The sequence below is a fragment of the Martinezella rhizogenes genome (genome assembly GCF_027460065.1).
GTDB classification, from domain to species: domain Bacteria; phylum Pseudomonadota; class Alphaproteobacteria; order Rhizobiales; family Rhizobiaceae; genus Agrobacterium; species Agrobacterium rhizogenes_C.
The window spans coordinates 31,439-48,002 of record NZ_JAPYZZ010000008.1 but is presented as its reverse complement, the minus strand read 5'-3'; the positions used below and the strand labels follow the sequence as shown (position 1 = coordinate 48,002).

At 60.4% G+C, this 16,564-nt stretch carries 9 protein-coding genes; 3 read left to right on the top strand and 6 right to left on the bottom strand.

What is annotated here, in order from left to right; all coding sequences use genetic code 11:
• Positions 1-7 precede the first annotated feature (7 nt).
• From O8B93_RS14760 to O8B93_RS14735, 6 genes are read right to left on the bottom strand one after another with little or no spacing between them, the layout of a single operon-like run.
• Entirely contained in the window at positions 8-571 is a 564-nt protein-coding gene (locus tag O8B93_RS14760) for a siderophore biosynthesis protein (protein ID WP_269710703.1), read from the bottom strand.
• On the bottom strand, positions 568-1,086 hold the full coding sequence (locus O8B93_RS14755) for a siderophore biosynthesis protein (protein WP_269710702.1): 519 nt from the start codon (positions 1,084-1,086) through the stop codon (positions 568-570). Before O8B93_RS14755 ends, O8B93_RS14760 begins: the two co-directional genes overlap by 4 nt.
• A gap of 11 nt (positions 1,087-1,097) precedes the next feature.
• Entirely contained in the window at positions 1,098-1,337 is a 240-nt protein-coding gene (locus O8B93_RS14750) for an MbtH family protein (RefSeq protein ID WP_110760101.1), read from the bottom strand.
• A gap of 14 nt (positions 1,338-1,351) precedes the next feature.
• The gene (locus O8B93_RS14745) at positions 1,352-2,815 is read right to left on the bottom strand and encodes an aspartate aminotransferase family protein (RefSeq protein WP_269710701.1); all 1,464 of its coding nucleotides are present in this window, start codon (positions 2,813-2,815) and stop codon (positions 1,352-1,354) included.
• The gene (locus O8B93_RS14740; protein WP_269710700.1) at positions 2,812-3,708 is read right to left on the bottom strand and encodes a class I SAM-dependent DNA methyltransferase; all 897 of its coding nucleotides are present in this window, start codon (positions 3,706-3,708) and stop codon (positions 2,812-2,814) included. The genes O8B93_RS14745 and O8B93_RS14740 overlap by 4 nt, the downstream gene beginning before the upstream one ends.
• Positions 3,705-8,273 carry a non-ribosomal peptide synthetase gene (locus tag O8B93_RS14735; RefSeq protein ID WP_269710699.1) on the bottom strand — a complete coding sequence of 1,523 codons (4,569 nt, stop codon included), beginning with the start codon at positions 8,271-8,273 and terminating at the stop codon, positions 3,705-3,707. The genes O8B93_RS14740 and O8B93_RS14735 overlap by 4 nt, the downstream gene beginning before the upstream one ends.
• Positions 8,274-8,568: 295 nt before the next feature.
• Here O8B93_RS14735 and O8B93_RS14730 point away from each other — a divergent pair, with 295 nt between their 5' ends.
• Genes O8B93_RS14730 through O8B93_RS14720 form a run of 3 tightly spaced genes read left to right on the top strand, consistent with a single transcriptional unit; the run spans position 8,569 to position 16,556 of the window.
• Positions 8,569-10,848, top strand: coding sequence for an AMP-binding protein (locus O8B93_RS14730; protein WP_269710698.1), 2,280 nt, complete (start codon positions 8,569-8,571; stop codon positions 10,846-10,848).
• A gap of 41 nt (positions 10,849-10,889) precedes the next feature.
• A complete protein-coding gene (locus O8B93_RS14725; protein WP_269710697.1) occupies positions 10,890-15,449 on the top strand; it encodes a type I polyketide synthase in 4,560 nt (1,519 codons plus the stop codon).
• Between the two features lie 39 nt (positions 15,450-15,488).
• Entirely contained in the window at positions 15,489-16,556 is a 1,068-nt protein-coding gene (locus O8B93_RS14720; RefSeq protein ID WP_269710696.1) for an LLM class flavin-dependent oxidoreductase, read from the top strand.
• Positions 16,557-16,564 lie beyond the last annotated feature (8 nt).

The window sequence follows — 16,564 nt, the reverse complement described above, 5'->3', positions numbered from 1 at the left end:
ACGCACGTTACTTGTGGAACGGGCAGCCTTTTTTAGGGGGATCGATCATGCCGAGGCGGCCGCGTTCGAAACGCTGGAGCGTATCGATTGCCTTCCGGTCGCCGTATCGCAGGCTTCCGGCGTCGGAGCCGACGAAACGTGAGCAGACGCCGACATGCCCTTCCGCCAGATATTTGTAGGCTGCGACGAATTCCGCGTGTGCGTCATGGAGTTCGACCGGGAGGGTGGCGAAAACGTCCTTCATTTCACGCCAGACCTGGATGAGGACGGCATGATCGAACGACATCAGCCCGCTGAAATCATCTGACTCCACTGAAGGCGGCGTCATGGAGACGCGGATGGTATTTTCGTAATCCGCCTTGCTGAAGCTGGCGGCGAGGTCCATGGAGCTGGCAGATGTGCGCAGAAGCACCGCGGCGGCCCGCAATTCCCTGTCTGCGTCGGCATGGTTACCCTCATGCACCTGCATATTGAAACGACGAAGGCACAGAACCAGCCCCTGCACGTTCATGAAAAACGCCCAGTGGAATTCGCGCCAGATCCGGGAAGGCGAGGGGGAAGCAATGGTCATCTTGCACACTCCACGCCAAAGCACCTTGCAAGAAGCCTTGCATGAACCTCGAAACCATCAAACTGGGCTTTAGCGGCCTTTTCCGACAGGTGTGGCGCCCGGCAGAAAAGATCGGTAACCGACAGCGCGACCTGCAGGAAGCTGCGCAGCAGAACATGGGCGGGCTGGGCGGTGGTAATGCGGTTCACGCGGAAATACCGGTCATAGTCATTGGCGTGAAAGGACGTCAGCGGCAGGCCGCTGATATCCACGACGCCGGGGTCGGACATCGGCTTTTCCATGTTGCCCAGAAGCGCGGCGATGCGCGCGCGGCATTCGGGATGATGCAGCGTGAACGCTTCGAGTGCCTCGCAGATGATGTGCTGCAGGCGGGCTCTTTCGTGTTCTTCCGGCACCATTACCGGTGCCAGCGCCTCCGGCAGGAGCAGATCGAGAACGGCATCCTGCGCAAGCCAGTCCCTGTCCGGTCCGGCGTCCTCGCGGGGCACCGGGCTTGGCCATGGTTGGTCGTCCATGGGGTCACGTCCTATTCTTGCACGCTGGTTGTGTTTACGGCCTCGCCGTCCATCAGCCGCCGCAAACTCAAGGGGCGCATGTCGGTCCACTCCACCTCGATATGATCGAGGCACGCCTGCTTCGATCCGGAAAAGCCGCTCGGTCGCCAACCAGTCGGGACCGCCTTGTAGACCGGCCATATCGAATATCGCTCCTCGTCGCTGATCACGACGTTGTAGTGCAGGTCTTCAGCCGGGGTCTGGGAACTCATGGTGGTCACTCCGATCAATGTCTGTCGAGAAGACGGTGGTCCGCCAGAGCCGTCAGGCCTTGCAGAACAGCGTCGTGAACAAAGGTAATGTCGTCATCGCTGTGGGCGGTTGAGAGAAAACCGCCGCGGTCTCCGGCACGAAGGTGAACGCCGGAGGTCAGGAGAAGGAAGGAGAGCATGGTGACAGCCTGCGGCGAGATGCGGCTGCGGGCAGCGGATATGGCAAAGAACGAACCGAAGCTCATGAACGCAACGGGCAACCCCGCATCCCGGAGCGTGCCGTTCAGCCGTTCCACGAATGCCTGGGTCCTGGCGTTGAGGCTGTCTTGCAGGGCCGGCCCGTCTTCCAGCAATCGTGTCGCGACGGCCTTGGCGGCAGCAAGCGCCAGCGGATGGCGGCAATAGGTTCCGGCAAAAAATGTCGGGGCCACTTTCGGGAAGGAGCTGTCGCCATAAGCCCATGCTCCGCCATCGACGAAATCCATGAACCGCCCCTTGCCGGCGATGAGCGACAGCGGCAACCCGCCGCCGGCGATTTTGCCGTATGTGGCGATGTCGGCATCGATGCCGAAATGAGACTGTGCGCCGCCGGGTGCGACGCGAAAGCCGGTGATCATCTCATCGAATATCAGCGCGCTTCCGGTCTTTTCCGTCACGCTTCGCAATTCATGGAGAAACTCGCGTGGTTGCAGTTCCGGGTTCCGGCTCTGAACGGGTTCGACGAGCACGCCGGCAAGGCTTTCGCCGTGACGCCTGATATAATCGATGGAACGGGGATTGCCATATTCCAGCAGAACTATATCGCGCGCGGAGGAAGGGGCCACGCCCGAAAAGCCGGGAACTGCTTTCGTCAGCATAATACGTTTCAGGAGCGGCTTGAGCGCCACCAGCCATGCCGGACGAGATCGCAGCAACGCGCCCCTGCGGATATATTCGAGTTTGGTCGCCTTATGCAGGGCAGGGTCGGAATGGCCATGATACGAGCCTGTAAACAGCACAATCTTGTCGCGCCCCGTTGCGGCGCGGGCGATGCGCATGGCCGTCTGCACGGCTTCGGTTCCGGTATTGCTGAATGTGACGCGGTCTTTTCCGGTGATGCGGCAAAACAGTTCCGCGGTCTCGCCGGCCAGATCCGATTGCGGACCAAGTGCGAAACCCTTGGCCAGCTGCGCTTCGATTGCCGTGCGGACAAAGGACGGATTATGGCCGAAGAGATTGGTGCCGAGGCCCATGAGAATATCGACATATCTATTGCTGTCGATGTCCTGCAAATAGGCGCCTTCCGCATGGGTGGCGACGATGGGATATAGCGCCTCTTTGGTTTGCATGGTGAAGGGAAGGCCGATCGAGCTTTTGTCCGAAAGGAAATCCCGGTTATAGGCGGCGGCGCGCTTCGAACCCGGCGTCTTGAGATTGAAGTCGGTAACGATTGCGGCAACAGGGTCGGTCGCCGTGCCGATATTATTGTGAATATTCATTCGACGGCCTCCTGCGTGGCTTCCTGCCGCGCGTAGTCCCCTGCAATCTTCTTGCAGAGGAAGTAGACCGCTCTCTCATCGGTCACCGGACCGCCATCGGTGCTTCGCATTGTCACCGAAAAGCCCGATGTGCAGAGAAGCTCGGTCACGGTTTCCAGATTGTGCCCCCAAACAGGGTTGGTCACGGCGTGGCGCTGCCAGTTCTTCCCGGGAATGCCGAAGCGGGCGATAAGAGCGAGCCGCCGGCGATTGGAAAGCAGCCGGGCCGCCAGCCTGTATGCCGCCTCCACCGGGGAGAAGCCCGCCTCCTTTGACCTCGTATGGATTTCAACCGTGAAGGCCCCCTCGTTCGACCGTGAATTATATCGAGGCGTGATCAGCCAGGCATAATCGTCGGTCAGTTCACCCTCAGCCGGCACATCACGCCAATAGCGCACCATCTGGCCGGGATGGTTGATGTCGAAAGCAAAAATTCCGTCATCCTTCAGGCAGCGGCGAACGCTTGAAAAAACCTTCTGCAGGTCTTCGGTATTCTGGATGTGGTTCAACGATGCGCTGGTGCAGACCACGCCGTCGAAAGGCCGTTCGAAGGTGAAATCCCTTGCGTCCCCCAGAACGAATTCAAGTTCGGGCGCATTGCCGCGGGCATGGTTTATCATGTCCTGCGAGCCATCCAGCCCGGTGACGGCATATCCGCGCGCAGCCATCAGCTTTGCCAGATGTCCCGTTCCGCAGCAGAGATCGAGAACTGCAGCGCCGTCGGGCAGCTGCGAAAGAACCGCCCGTGCCAGGGGCTCGATCTTCTGCTCACTATAGCGCGGGCCAAGCGTGTGGTTGTAGAGCCAGGCCCAGTGGTCGTAATTGCCGGCTTCGCTTGATATGACTGTGCTCATCGTTCACCCTGCTTTCGCGCGTCATCGAACGTCGCGTTCAGAAAGTTGGCCTTGGCAAATGCGCGCAGATATGTTCGCAAAAGCTCGAATGTCAGGGCCGGTTCGCGGAATGGTGCGTCGGACATTGCCGCCTGTGTGAGGCGGCAATCGAAGTTACGCGTCTGTTTTTCATCGCTCTTGCCGGCGGCTGAAGGTGAGCGCAGCAGTCCCAGCAATGGATAAAGCGGGTGGTCCGGCGTTCCACGCGCCACATCGCCCAGCATGTCCTGCCATTCCCGCTGCGAAACGCGGTTAAGCTCGATCCCTTCCATTTCGCAGGCCTCAAAGAGCCGGGCGCTTGAAACGGGGGAGGAGTGAATGAGGTGGAAAACCTGTCCTGCGGAAGCCGGTTTGCCGGAGAGATGGACAATCGCCCGGGCCACATGGTCGACCGGCAGCATATCGAGCAGCCTTTCGCCTTCCGGCGCTGTCCCGGTGTAAAGATAGGCCTGCACCAGGCGGCACAAAATGTCCGAGCCGTTGAAGGCGCCGGTAAGGCTGTCGCCGGATATCGCTCCCGGCCGGTAGATCGTCACCGGCAATCCCCGCTTTCCGGCTTCGTGGACGAGATGCTCCGCCACCCATTTGCTCCGGTTGTAACCGCCCGCGGGTGGGGCAAACTCTTCCACGCTCTCCAGTTCACAAACGGGCCGGGCATCGCTGCCGGAACCACGGCGCGGCGTCAGGGCACTGAGTGTCGAGATGTAATGAACATGCCGCCACGCCCCGGCGCAGGCCAGTTTGAGAACTTCGCGGGTTCCAAGAACATTGGTCTCGCGCAACCGCTCATACCGATGCAGATGGTGCACTTCCGCGCCATTGTGGAAAATGCAATCGGCATTCCGGACAATATGGTCGTAGTCTGCCGCGGCTAGCCCGAGATTTGGTTCGGAAAGCTCGCCCGACAATGCCGTCACACGTTCCGTCAGCACGGATTGGGGCAGATCATATTGCCGGAAGGCCTGCCGCAGGCGGTTCATTCCGTCATCGCCACGCACCAGGCAGGTGACTTTTCTCGCCGGGTCGCGAAGCAGCTCGTGGAGCAAATAGGTGCCGAGAAAGCCGGTCGCGCCCGTCAGGAAGACGTGGGCGGTGCCGCTTTCCGCTCTTGCCGTCGCACTCGGGCGGATCGCGTCATCCAGCTTTATATCGCGCTTCAGCAGCAGGGTTTCTTCGTCGCTGCCGCTATCGCCGGCGTCTCTGGTCTGCAGGCGGTTCGCCAGCGCTTCCACCGTGGAGGCGCTGAAAAGATCGAGAACGCCGATATCGAGGCTGAACTTCTCCTTTGCGACGGCGCAGAAACGGGTGGCCAGCAGCGAGTGGCCGCCAAGCGCGAAGAAGTCATCGGTTGCGGCAACCTGATCAATATTCAGAACATGCCCGAATGCGCTGGCTATCCGGGTTTCCATTTCGCCCTCAGGCTGCCGGCCATCGGAGTTTGTTTCGGCGCGGGGGGCGGGAAGCTTTAAGGGATCGATCTTGCCGTTGACAGTAAGCGGCAGCGCCTCGAGCCAGTCGAACGTATCGGGCACAAGGAATTTCGGCAGGCGGTTCGCCAGCCATGAGCGAACCTCCGATGGCGTGGGTCTGGTTGCCGTGTCCTGATCGGTTTGAGGAACCGCATAGGCGGCGAGCCTTTTGCCGCCGCGTCCGTCGTCACGCACCGTCACCGTCGCCGAAACAACGGACGGGTGGGCAAGCAGGCCAGCCTCTATTTCCCCGGGCTCAATGCGGTATCCACGGATCTTGACCTGGCTGTCCAGCCGCCCTGATACGTGGACCCGGCCATCGGCAAGCAGCACGGCCCGATCGCCGGTGCGGTAGAGCACGCCCGCGCGTCCGTTCGTGGCAAATGGATCGGGAACGAAACGTTCGGCCGTCAGGGCCGCCCGGTCGTGATAACCGCGGGCAATGCCGCAGCCGCCGATATGAAGTTCTCCCGGCACGCCGAATGGCAACAGCTCGAGATTATCATCCAGCACATAGAGCTGCTTGTTTGCCGCAGGCCTCAGCACCGGCAGGCCGGCGCGCCCGCCTCCCATGTCGACCATGCTGGCATTGACGGTGGTTTCGGTGGGACCGTAGGCATTGATGAAACGACGGTTCTTTCCCCATCTTTCGATGAGCTCCGGCATCGGAACCTCTCCACCGACCAGAACGGTGCGCAGCGACGGCAGGTCGTCGACTGGCAGGGAAATCAGGGCCGATGGCGTCATCGTCAGGTGTGTCACATGTCGCGTGTGCAGGATATCGGCCAGTTCGGCGCCGGGAAGGGTCGCATATCCGGGCAGAAGGAGAAGCCTGGCGCCGGCGCCAAGGCTCATCACGAGCTCGGGAATGGAGGCGTCAAAACTGAAGCTGAAGAACTGCAGCACACAATCGCCGGGTCTGACGTCGCAGGCGCTGATCTTGTCCCTCGTCAGATTGATCAGTCCGCTATGATCGATAAGGACGCCTTTTGCCTTGCCAGTCGAGCCTGACGTATAGATCACATAGGCCAGGTGCGACGGATGCGTGACCGTTGCAAGGTTGTCAGTGCATTCGTCGTGGGGGAAATCCTCATCCAGATTGAGCCGGTCGGCTGTCGCTGGGAGATCGATCGAGCTGTGGCTGACGACGAGTCGGGCACCCGCGTCCGACAGCATCGCGCCAATCCGCTCGGCAGGATAATCCGGATCGAGAGGCAGATAGGCGCCGCCTGCTTTCCAGACCGCAAGCCAGGCGACGATCATGTCGAAACCGCGCGGCAACAAGATTGCGACGACCGTTTCCGCGGTAACGCCCTTATGCCGCAGCAGGCACGCCAGCCTGTTTGCGCGCGCGTTGAGTTCGCCATATGTCAGGATGTCATCAGCATCCGCGCGCGGCATGACGAGCGCCACGGCGTCCGGCGCGCGCGCCACATGCGCCTCGAACAGTTCATGAAAGGAGCGCGGCCCAGCGTTTTCCTGCGCCGTGCCGTTGAAGTCGAAAACGCGCTGCTGCTGCTCTTCCTGTGTCAAAAGCGCAAGCGTTGCGATCGGCAGGGAGGGGGTGGCGACGATGGATTTGAGCAGTTGCTGGAAATGGCTGGCGAACAGGCTAATCGTTTCGGCTTTGAACAGCGCGGTCTTGTATTCGACCGTGCCGGAAAGCCCGCTTTCCGTCTCGCGTAGATCGAGGCACAGGTCGAGCCTCGAAACCTTGTCCTGGCGTGCCAGCCGGCGCATTTCCAGCCCGGGAAGCCGGATGCGCTCGCGTGGTGCTGCGTCGAGCTGAAATTTTATCTGGAACAGCGGGTGGCTGTCGGGGTCGCGTTGCACGCCGACCATATCGACAATGCGCTCGAACGGCATGTCCTGATGGCTGATGACCTGCTGCAGGGTCTCATGTGTTTGCCGCAGGGTCTTTTCAAAATTGCTGTAGGGATCGACACGTGATCTGACGGGGAGAGGATTGACGAACAGCCCGACCAGATCTTCCGTCTCCACATGCGGGCGGCTGGCGACGGGCGTGCCGATCACCAGATCGGTCTGCCCGGTATAGCGGTGGATCAGCAGGTTAAAGGCGGTAAAAAGCGCCGTGAACAGTGTTGTGCCATGCGCGGCGGCGATCTTGCGCAGCGCATCGGCCGTCGCTTTGTCGATCGAGAAGTCATGAAGTTCACCTGCATGGCCATGGCCTGCAGTGCGCGGCATGTCCGTTACCAGCTGCGTGGTGTGCAAAGGCTGCGAAAGGTGCCGTTTCCAGAATTCCTCGAGTAGTCCTGCCGTTTCCGCCGCCAGACGCTGGCGCTGCCATGCGGCAAAGTCGCCATATTGTATCGGCAACGCAGCTTCCGGCGTCGCGCTGCCAGACACCTGCGCGCTGTAAAACGCGCCGAGGTCTTTCAGCAGGATCTCGGTAGACCAGCCGTCGGCGCATATGTGGTGCAGCGTAAAAACGAGGACATGGCGGCCATCGTCGCACTTGACGACGAGCAGGCGGATGGGCGGTTCGGCGGCAAGATCGAAGGGTCTGCTCGTTTCCGCATGGATGACATCTTCGATTGCCCCATCGGCAGGTGAAATACTGACGACGGAAAAAGGCGTGTCACAATCAGCGGATATGGTTTGTCCGGGCACGCCCTTGTCGCTGTATATGCGGGCGCGAAGCACCGCGTGGCGGTTCATGACAGCGGCAAGCGCCGCGCTCAGCGCATCGAGGTCGAGGGTGCCTTGAACGTCGAGCGCAATGCAGATGTGATGCAATGCAGAGCCCGGATAGATCTGGTCGATCAGCCACAGTCTTTCCTGGGCGAATGAAAGCGGCGGGCAGGTCTCGTGGCGGGCAGGAATATTGGTCTGGCCGGGTGCACCGGCCTCCGCGTGCGCCATGTTGAGGAATGCCAGAATGTCGTTTTTTCTGGTCCGGATTTCGCTCATCACGGCATCGTTCAGGCGACCATCAGGGTCCGAACATTTCAGGCTGCCGGCGTCGATCCAGACACGGATATTGTTTTGATGAAGCCGGGTTATGAGGGTTTCGACTGGCTCGATGTAATTCATAAGCCACCCCTTGGCTGTATCGGCCTAAAGCGATCCGTAGAACGAATGGCGAGTGCTTCCATCGCGGTCTCGGGCAATGTCGCCCACATCGCTAAAACAACTATTAATTGCATATTCAGCTGCCTGAAACCGGTCGTCAATTTCAATTTCTTATTCTTGACTAGGCGATTCAAGAATTATATGCAAGAGGTAATTGTTGTCATCGAGACGCAGCGAGCAGCGACGACTGCCGCTGGCGAATAAGTATGGGCAATTGGAACGGTGAGCATCCTATGGTTGCTAGTCGCGAATATTGATGTCCCGACGTCAGGAGCTTTTTCAGATGCAGATCATACCGATGTTCGCTCGAAAGCCATCTGGGGAAAGAGATTTTATAACGATAATACATAGGCTTGATGACATTGCCGCCGACCGTCCAGCAGATGAGGCCTTCCGGTTTTATCCTGACGATCCAGGCGCAATCGACGAAAGTCGCAGTGATGGCTGGACATGGGGAGAATTAAACGCTCGCGTTAAAATTGTTTCTGACGAGGTTTCCAGAACGGGTCTTGTCGGGCAGGGCGGCCGGGTCCTCATCGTTTACCCGCCGGGTCTCGCCTTCATCGCGGCCTTTCTCGGATGCCTGCATGCCGGTGCCGTTCCGGTGCCTGTCCCGGCGCCGCGGCGGAATGAAGGAATACACCGTTGGTTGCATATTGCGAAAGACGCCGGCATCTCGGGAATAGTGTGCGCCGCCGAATTGAAGGAGCTGCTGGAACCGCTTCAGAGGGCCGTTGGCCATGGATTTTGCCTTGCGCCTTCAGGTGCCGATCCCAATATTCCGCTGCAGGGTCTTACGCCTTCCTCGAGCCTTCCAGCGGTTCTCGACGGAAGCCGGATTGCATTTCTGCAATATACGTCCGGTTCGACCAGTGATCCGAAAGGCGTCATGGTCACGCATGCCAATCTGATGGCCAACCTGCGGCAGATCAGCCTTGCGTTTCATTATGGCCCGGAGGATCGGTCCGCGACGTGGTTGCCCCATTATCACGACATGGGGCTGATCGACGGCATCCTGTCACCGATCTTCAACGGATTTCCGGTGTCGATCATGGCGCCTGCGAGCTTTCTGCGACGGCCGCTGCGGTTCCTTGAACTGGCGACGCAAAACCGGGCAACCATTATCGGCGGACCGAATTTCGCCTATGAGCATTGTGCGGACCGCTACAGTGAAGAAGCGGCGGCGCAGCTTGATCTCTCCACGGTCCGGATCGCCTATAATGGTGCGGAGCCGGTGCGCCCGCACACGCTGAGGCGCTTCAGCGCGCTGTTTGCCGACCATGGCTTTCGGCACGAAGCCTTTTATTGCTGCTATGGCCAGGCCGAAGCCACGCTTTTCTTGACCGGAAATGCACCGTCCGATCCGCCGCAATTGCGGAGCTTCGAGCGTGAAACGCTGGCAAAGCAGGGAACGGCGCTGCCGCTCCCCGCTGGTGCAGATGAGCATGATGCAATCGAACTTGCGGCCTGCGGCCGTCCCGGGGCGGATATCGAGATCGTTGTCATGGAACCCGAGGAAAACCGGCTGCTCGACGATGGGCAGGTCGGCGAATTGTGGATCCGTGGTCCGAATGTCACGCCCGGTTACTGGGCGAGGGCAAAAGCAAGCGCGGAAAGTTTCGACCAGAAAATTGCCGGCGAGGGTGGTTGGCGCCGCACGGGCGATCTTGGCTTTCGCCATGACGGGCAATATTTCATTACCGGCCGCCTGAAGGATCTCATCATCATCAGGGGGCAGAACCATCACCCCGAGGACATAGAGCAGACCGCCTTCTCGTCGCATGCCGCGCTCGCACAGGGGCGGGCGGGTGCTTTTGCGCTTGATGTGGATGGTGAGGAACAGGTCGGTCTCGTCTGCGAGCTTACCCGTGATGGTCTGCGCAATCTGGATGCCGAAGCCGTTCTGCACGCCATTCGCGGGGCCATCTCCCGTGTTCACAAGCTCAAGCTTGCCACCATCGTCCTCATCCGCCCCAGCAGCCTGCCGCGCACGCCGAGCGGCAAGGTCCGGCGTTTTGCCTGCCGCCAGGATTTGCTGAACGGCAATCTCAAGGTGGTCGAGCGTTGGGAGGCCACCCCGCAGGCGAGTTTCACGCCGGTTGCCGACCCGGGTGCGGTTGTCGACTGGGCGCAACAATTGTCTCGGGTTGACCGATCCCGGCATCCGGCTTTGCTTCGGCAGTGGATCAGGGAGGAAGTTTCATGGCTTTCCCGTCTTCCTGCCGGAACCCTGCCCGCTGCAAATGCCGGTTTTTTTGATCTCGGGCTGGATTCAGTGGCGCTTGTTGGTCTTGCCGGAACGCTGGAGCGTGAATTGGGTATCAGAACGCAACCGACGCTGTTTTTCGAGCACGCGACGATCGATGCGCTGGTGGAGCATCTATGCAGCGATCTCCTCGCCTCCGAGGTAACGGCGCAAGTGCAGGAGACGCCGGCGCGGAATTCCCGGTCGGATGAGGCGGCGGAAGAAAGCGACCTGTCGTCCGAACTGGCTGCGCTGTCATCCCTTCTGCAGGCTGGAACAGGCCGAAAATAATCTCACGCTTTTCATGCAATCGATGATCGGAGCCATCGCCGATGAACGTAAAACAACAGGCCGGGGCCGGCAGTCAGCCCGATCAGGCGACATTGCTCGGAATATTGCGCGACGCGCGGGAGCGTCTGGAGATTTTCCAGAAACGCCATGATGAGCGCGTCGCGATCATCGGCCTCGCAGGCCGTTTTCCCGGTGCCGATGATATTGACGGTTTCTGGCAGCTGCTTGCCGGTGGCGGCTCAGGATTAACGGCGGTCACGGATGCGGATCTCGAAAGCGCCGGTATCGATCCACAACTGTCGGGGCAGCCCGACTATGTCAGGGTCTGGGGTGGGTTCAGCGATCCGACCGCTTTTGATGCCGGGTTTTTCGGCTATGCGCCAAGGGAAGCCCAGCTGCTTGATCCGCAGCAACGGGTATTTCTGGAATGCGCCTGGAACGCGCTGGAACATGCCGGTTATGGAAGCGGGAAAAGCCGGGGCCGCACGGGTGTTTATGCCGGCGGTTCGCTGAATTATCACTTCACCCACATTCATTCCGACCCGTCCCTGCGCGGCAGCGTGGCACCGCTGCAGGCGGGGCTCGGCAATGTTTCCGGCATGATCGCATCGCGCGTGGCTTACCACCTCGATCTTGAGGGGCCGAGTGTGGGCGTTCAGGCAACCTGCGCCACCGGTCTGGTGTCGGTGCATCTCGCCGTTCAGGCATTGCTTTCGGGCGAATGCGAGATGGCGGTGGCAGGTGCTGTCTCCGTTGGCCAGCCCAAGCCTGCCGGTTATCTCTATGAGGCAGGGGGCATCGGTGCTCCCGATGGCCAATGCCGGCCTTTCGATGCGGCTGCCAGCGGCACCATATTCACCAACGGTGTTGGCGCCGTGATCCTGAAGCGCCTTGGCGATGCGAAGGCGGCCGGCGATACGGTCTATGCCGTTATTGCCGGGTCGGCGATCGGTAACGACGGCAGCTCCAAGGTCGGATTGACGGCTCCGAGCGTCAAAGGCCAGGCCTCTGTTCTCAAGAAGGCGCTGGCCAATGCGGGCATCGCTCCCTCGGCAGTGGATTATGTGGAGGCCCACGCGACCGCGACCGCGATCGGCGATCCGATCGAACTGACCGCGCTGAACCGTATCTACGGGCCGTCGCTTCGCGCCGAAGGCCGGACTTGCCTCATCGGTTCGCTCAAGGGAAATGTCGGGCATATGGATGCCGCGGCCGGCATTGGCGGGCTCATCAAGACTGTCCTTGCCCTTCGGCATGAATGCCTGCCGCCAAGCGGCAACTTCAAGACGCCCAGCAGCGCCTGCGATTTTGAAAGCGGCCCCTTCCGGGTGGCGGCAGGCAAATCCGACTGGAAAGCCGATGCCGACAGGCCGCGCCGCGCCGCCATCAGTGCATTTGGCATGGGGGGCAGCAATGCCCATGTGATCATAGAGGAAGCACCCGCACGACAGGAATCGGTGGAAGGCGAGACGGGCGCGTTGCTGCTGCCGCTCTCGGCGCGTTCGGCGGCCTCGCTCGCCGCAATGCAATCTTCCCTTTCGGATGCGCTTTTGAAAACCGGAAAACATCAGGGGGTGTCCCTTGCCGATGTTGCCCATACGCTGCAGACGGGACGAGAGACCTTCAACCACCGTTCCATCACGCTTGCGACGACATTATCCGACGCCGCCGAGAAATTGAGAGCCGCCTCCGGGCCCGGTTTTGCCACAGGCCAGATCCCGCAGCATGATCCAAGCCTGGTATTCATGTTCCCGGGTCAGGGCAGCCAGCATGTGGGAATGGCCCGGTCACTCTATGAGCGCGAAGAGCACTTCCGGGCAGCGCTGGATGAATGCCTGTCATTGATACCGGACGATCTTGAAATCCGGGCGTTGCTTCTTGCAGGGCCGGACGCCTCCGATACCGGGCTGGACCGCACGGATCGTGCCCAGCCTGCGCTATTTGCCATCGAATATGCGCTGGCCAGAATGTGGATGCATAAGGGTTTGCAGCCACGGGCCATGATTGGCCACAGCGTTGGCGAATATGTCGCCGCCTGCCTCGCCGGCGTGTTCTCCCTGAAGGATGCCATGTTCCTCGTGCTGGCACGGGGACGGTTGATGCAGGGTTGCGCCGCCGGCGGAATGTTGTCGGTGATGCTGCCCGAGGCGGATCTGCGCGCCCGGCTGGATGAGGGGCTGGAAGTAGCTGCCGTGAATGGCCCGGGCAGCTGCGTTGTTGCTGGCGATACGGAGGGTCTGCACCGGTTTGCCGAACGACTGGAGAAGGACGGGGCCGGCTGCCGGCTGCTCAGGACATCGCATGCGTTTCACAGTGCGGCGATGGAGCCGATCCTTGAGGAGTTTGCGGGCCTGTTCGACGGCATCGCTCTCTCTGCACCGGCAATCGATGTGATGTCCAATCTTTCCGGAAACTGGCTGCGACCCGAAGAGGCCTGCAACCCGGCATACTGGACCGAACATCTTCGCAGGGCAGTAAATTTCAGCGGCGGGATGAAACATCTTCTCGAACTCTCCGCTCCCGTTCTGCTGGAGGTCGGGCCCGGCTCGACGCTGTCAAGGCTGGTACGCCAGCAGGCGAATGAAGATTGCCGCATCGTAACGTCCCTGCCGGATGCGGCCGGAACGGTCGACGCTGCCGACCATGCGTTGCTGGCGTTCGGACAGCTATGGCTGGCGGGTATCGATATCAGCTGGGAGGCACTTGACGACGGATCGCCGCGCCGCCGTGTGGGTTTGCCGGGTTATCATTTCGAGCGGCAATCATACTGGATTGCGCCACCCACAGGAGGGCGGGAAACGGCTGCTGCCGCAACCCACAGACCGTTGGCCGAATGGTTCCATCAGCCGGTGTGGAAGACGCGGCCGCTGAAAATCGGCGTATCGGCAGCCGCCAAAGGCCGCTGGCTTGTTTTCGGTGCGGCTCTTCCGGAAATTCCGCACGGGATCGATGCGGTTCTTGTGGGTGAGGGAGCGACATTCAGCGCTGCGGAGAAAGCCTATACGATTGATCCGGCGAGCGCCGAGCATCTCCTTGCCCTGTTCGACGATCTCGCCAAAAAGAACTGGACGCCGGATCAGATCATCAGCGGTTTCGGCTTGGCGGATACGGACCTGCCGGACGCTGCGTGGAATTTTGCGCTTGCTCTTGCCAGAACGCTTGCCGGTGGTGCCCTGCGTCCGGATGTGACATTCATCGGCAGGTCCATGCACGGTATTTTTGCCGCCGATGAGGTTCAGCCCGCCAAAGCCCGCATTAACGGGCTGGCGCGGATGCTGAGCCAGGAACTGCCGGGGCTATCGTGCCGCAGTATCGATGTTCAGGGCGTGCCGGACGTAAATGCCACAAAATACCTTCGGGATGTTGTCTCTTCGCCTCTGGTCGAAGGGGAGCAGATTTATGCCCTTCGCGACGGTATTTTGTTTGCGCTCTCCCATGAGCGGGTCGAACTCAGCGATGTTGAAGCCGGTTCCCTTGCAAAGCCCGGTGAAACCTATCTTGTCACAGGCGAACTTCTGGGAGGGCTGGGGCTGGTCTATGCCCGCGCGCTCATCAAAGCTGGAGCAAAAGTCATTCTGGCGGGTCGCGCGGGAATTCCGCTGGTGCCGGACTGGGAGCGCTGGCTTGCATCTCACAGCCCCCGTCATCCGGTCAGCCTTTTCATCCAGACGCTCAGATCGCTCGGAACCCCCGGCAGGGACTATCTTCTCTTTTCGGGGGATGTGAGTGAGGCGCAATGGCTTCGCTCCTTACTGGAAGAGGGGGAAAAAAGCCTCGGCACCGTGAAGGGTGTTTTCCACACGGCCGCGATGGGGGACCAGTATTTCGGGCTGCTCGGCAATGAAAGTTTCGACACCAAAAGCCTTCAGGCCGTAAAATCCGGCACCATTGACGCCCTTGATCGTGTTCTTGGACAGCGCGGTGACATTTTCGTGCTTGTCCAGTCGTCGCTCTCATCGATCGTTGGTGGCAAAGGCCTTGGCCGATACGCTGCGGAAAATGCCTATCTGGATGCTTTCGTCTCCGCAAAACGGCACGCGTCCGGCCCGGTCTGGAAATCCGTCAACTGGGATGCTTGCGCATCGGTTCACGCGACGGAGGCCGGCCATGCCGCCCATCGGGAAATAACCCCGGAGGAGGTCTGGCAGATCACGGCGCTGGTGCTTTCGCAAGCTTCGCCGGCGTCAATCGTCGTCACGCCCTATGATCTCGAAAACCGTCCGGCAGCGGACGTCCAGGGTTCCGACGACGCCACGGTGAACGGCCAGAAATCAGCCCGAAACGGGGTATCGGCTGCCTATGCCGCGCCGCAGGGGCCGCTTGAAGAAGACGTCGTCGCCATCATGGCGGAGCTTCTCGGGATAAACGGTATCGGCGTTGCCGATAATTTCTTCGAACTCGGCGGTCACTCGTTGCTCGCCATCCAGGTCGTCGCGCGGCTTCGAAAACGCTTTGACGTTGAAATTCCAATGCGTGCCCTGCTTTTCGACGCACCGACGGCCGCCGGCCTCGCCAGGGTCATTCAGGAGGGTCTCGACGCCCGCAACAAGGAGGCGGATATGCTCGCCTCGATGCTTGATGACGTCGAGGCCGGTCGTTGAAGACGCCGACAACGCTCACACACAATCGGGATCATTCTGATGAAATTCAGCCTTTTTTATTTTGACGGTGACGGGTCGCGTCCGGGTCAGGAAAATTACCGCCTGTTGATGGACAGCGCACAGTTTGCGGATGCGAATGACCTGGAGGCACTGTGGGTGCCGGAACGGCATTTCCACGCATTTGGTGGGCTCTACCCCAATCCCTCGATCGTCAGTGCCGCATTGGCGATGGTCACGCGCAAGGTACAACTGAGGGCCGGCAGCGTCGTTGCCGCCCTGCATCATCCTGCCCGGGTGGCGGAGGAATGGGCGGTTGTCGATAATCTGTCCGGCGGCAGGGCAGGCATTGCGATAGCGGCCGGCTGGACCAAAGATGAATTCGTCTTCTCGAAGGAACCGCACGGGAACCGCCGCAGTACAATGTGGCGCTCCTATGAACAGATCAGCCGGCTTCTCGCCGGCGAAGCAGTCGCATTCGAGGATGCTGACGGTAACATCGTCGATGCGAAAACCCTGCCGCGGCCCGTGCAGTCGCGCATCCCCTTCTGGGTTGCATGCCAATCGACCGAGACTTTCATCGAAGCAGGCCGCCGCGGCCTCAATGTTCTGACGGCCTTGCTTGGTGAGACGACGGAGTCGCTTGCGCCGAAGATCGAGGCCTACCGCAAGTCGCGGGAAAAACATGGGCATGATCCGGCGGCGGGAACCGTCAGCATGATGGTTCACACCTTCCTGGGTGACGATACCCGGAAAGTAAAATCCAATGTTTCCAAGCCGTTCGGGGACTATCTCCGTACCCATTATCACCTGCTTGAAGGCCTTGGGCGGAGCATGGGTGTCGACATAACGCTGGATAATTTCAGCGATGACGACCTCGACAGCCTGATCGAATTCGGCATCGAGGGTTTCATGAAAGGCAGGTCGCTGATCGGCACGCCGGAAAGCTGCCAGTCGACGGTGGATACATTGGCGGAGATGGGCGTCGATGAAATCGCCTGCCTGATCGATTTCGTGCAGGATTACGACCTCGTCATGGGCAGCCTGCCATTCCTGCTGAAACTCGTGGAAGCAAACCGCCCGCCGGTTCGTGTTGCCCGAGCGGTCTGAAGGATTTG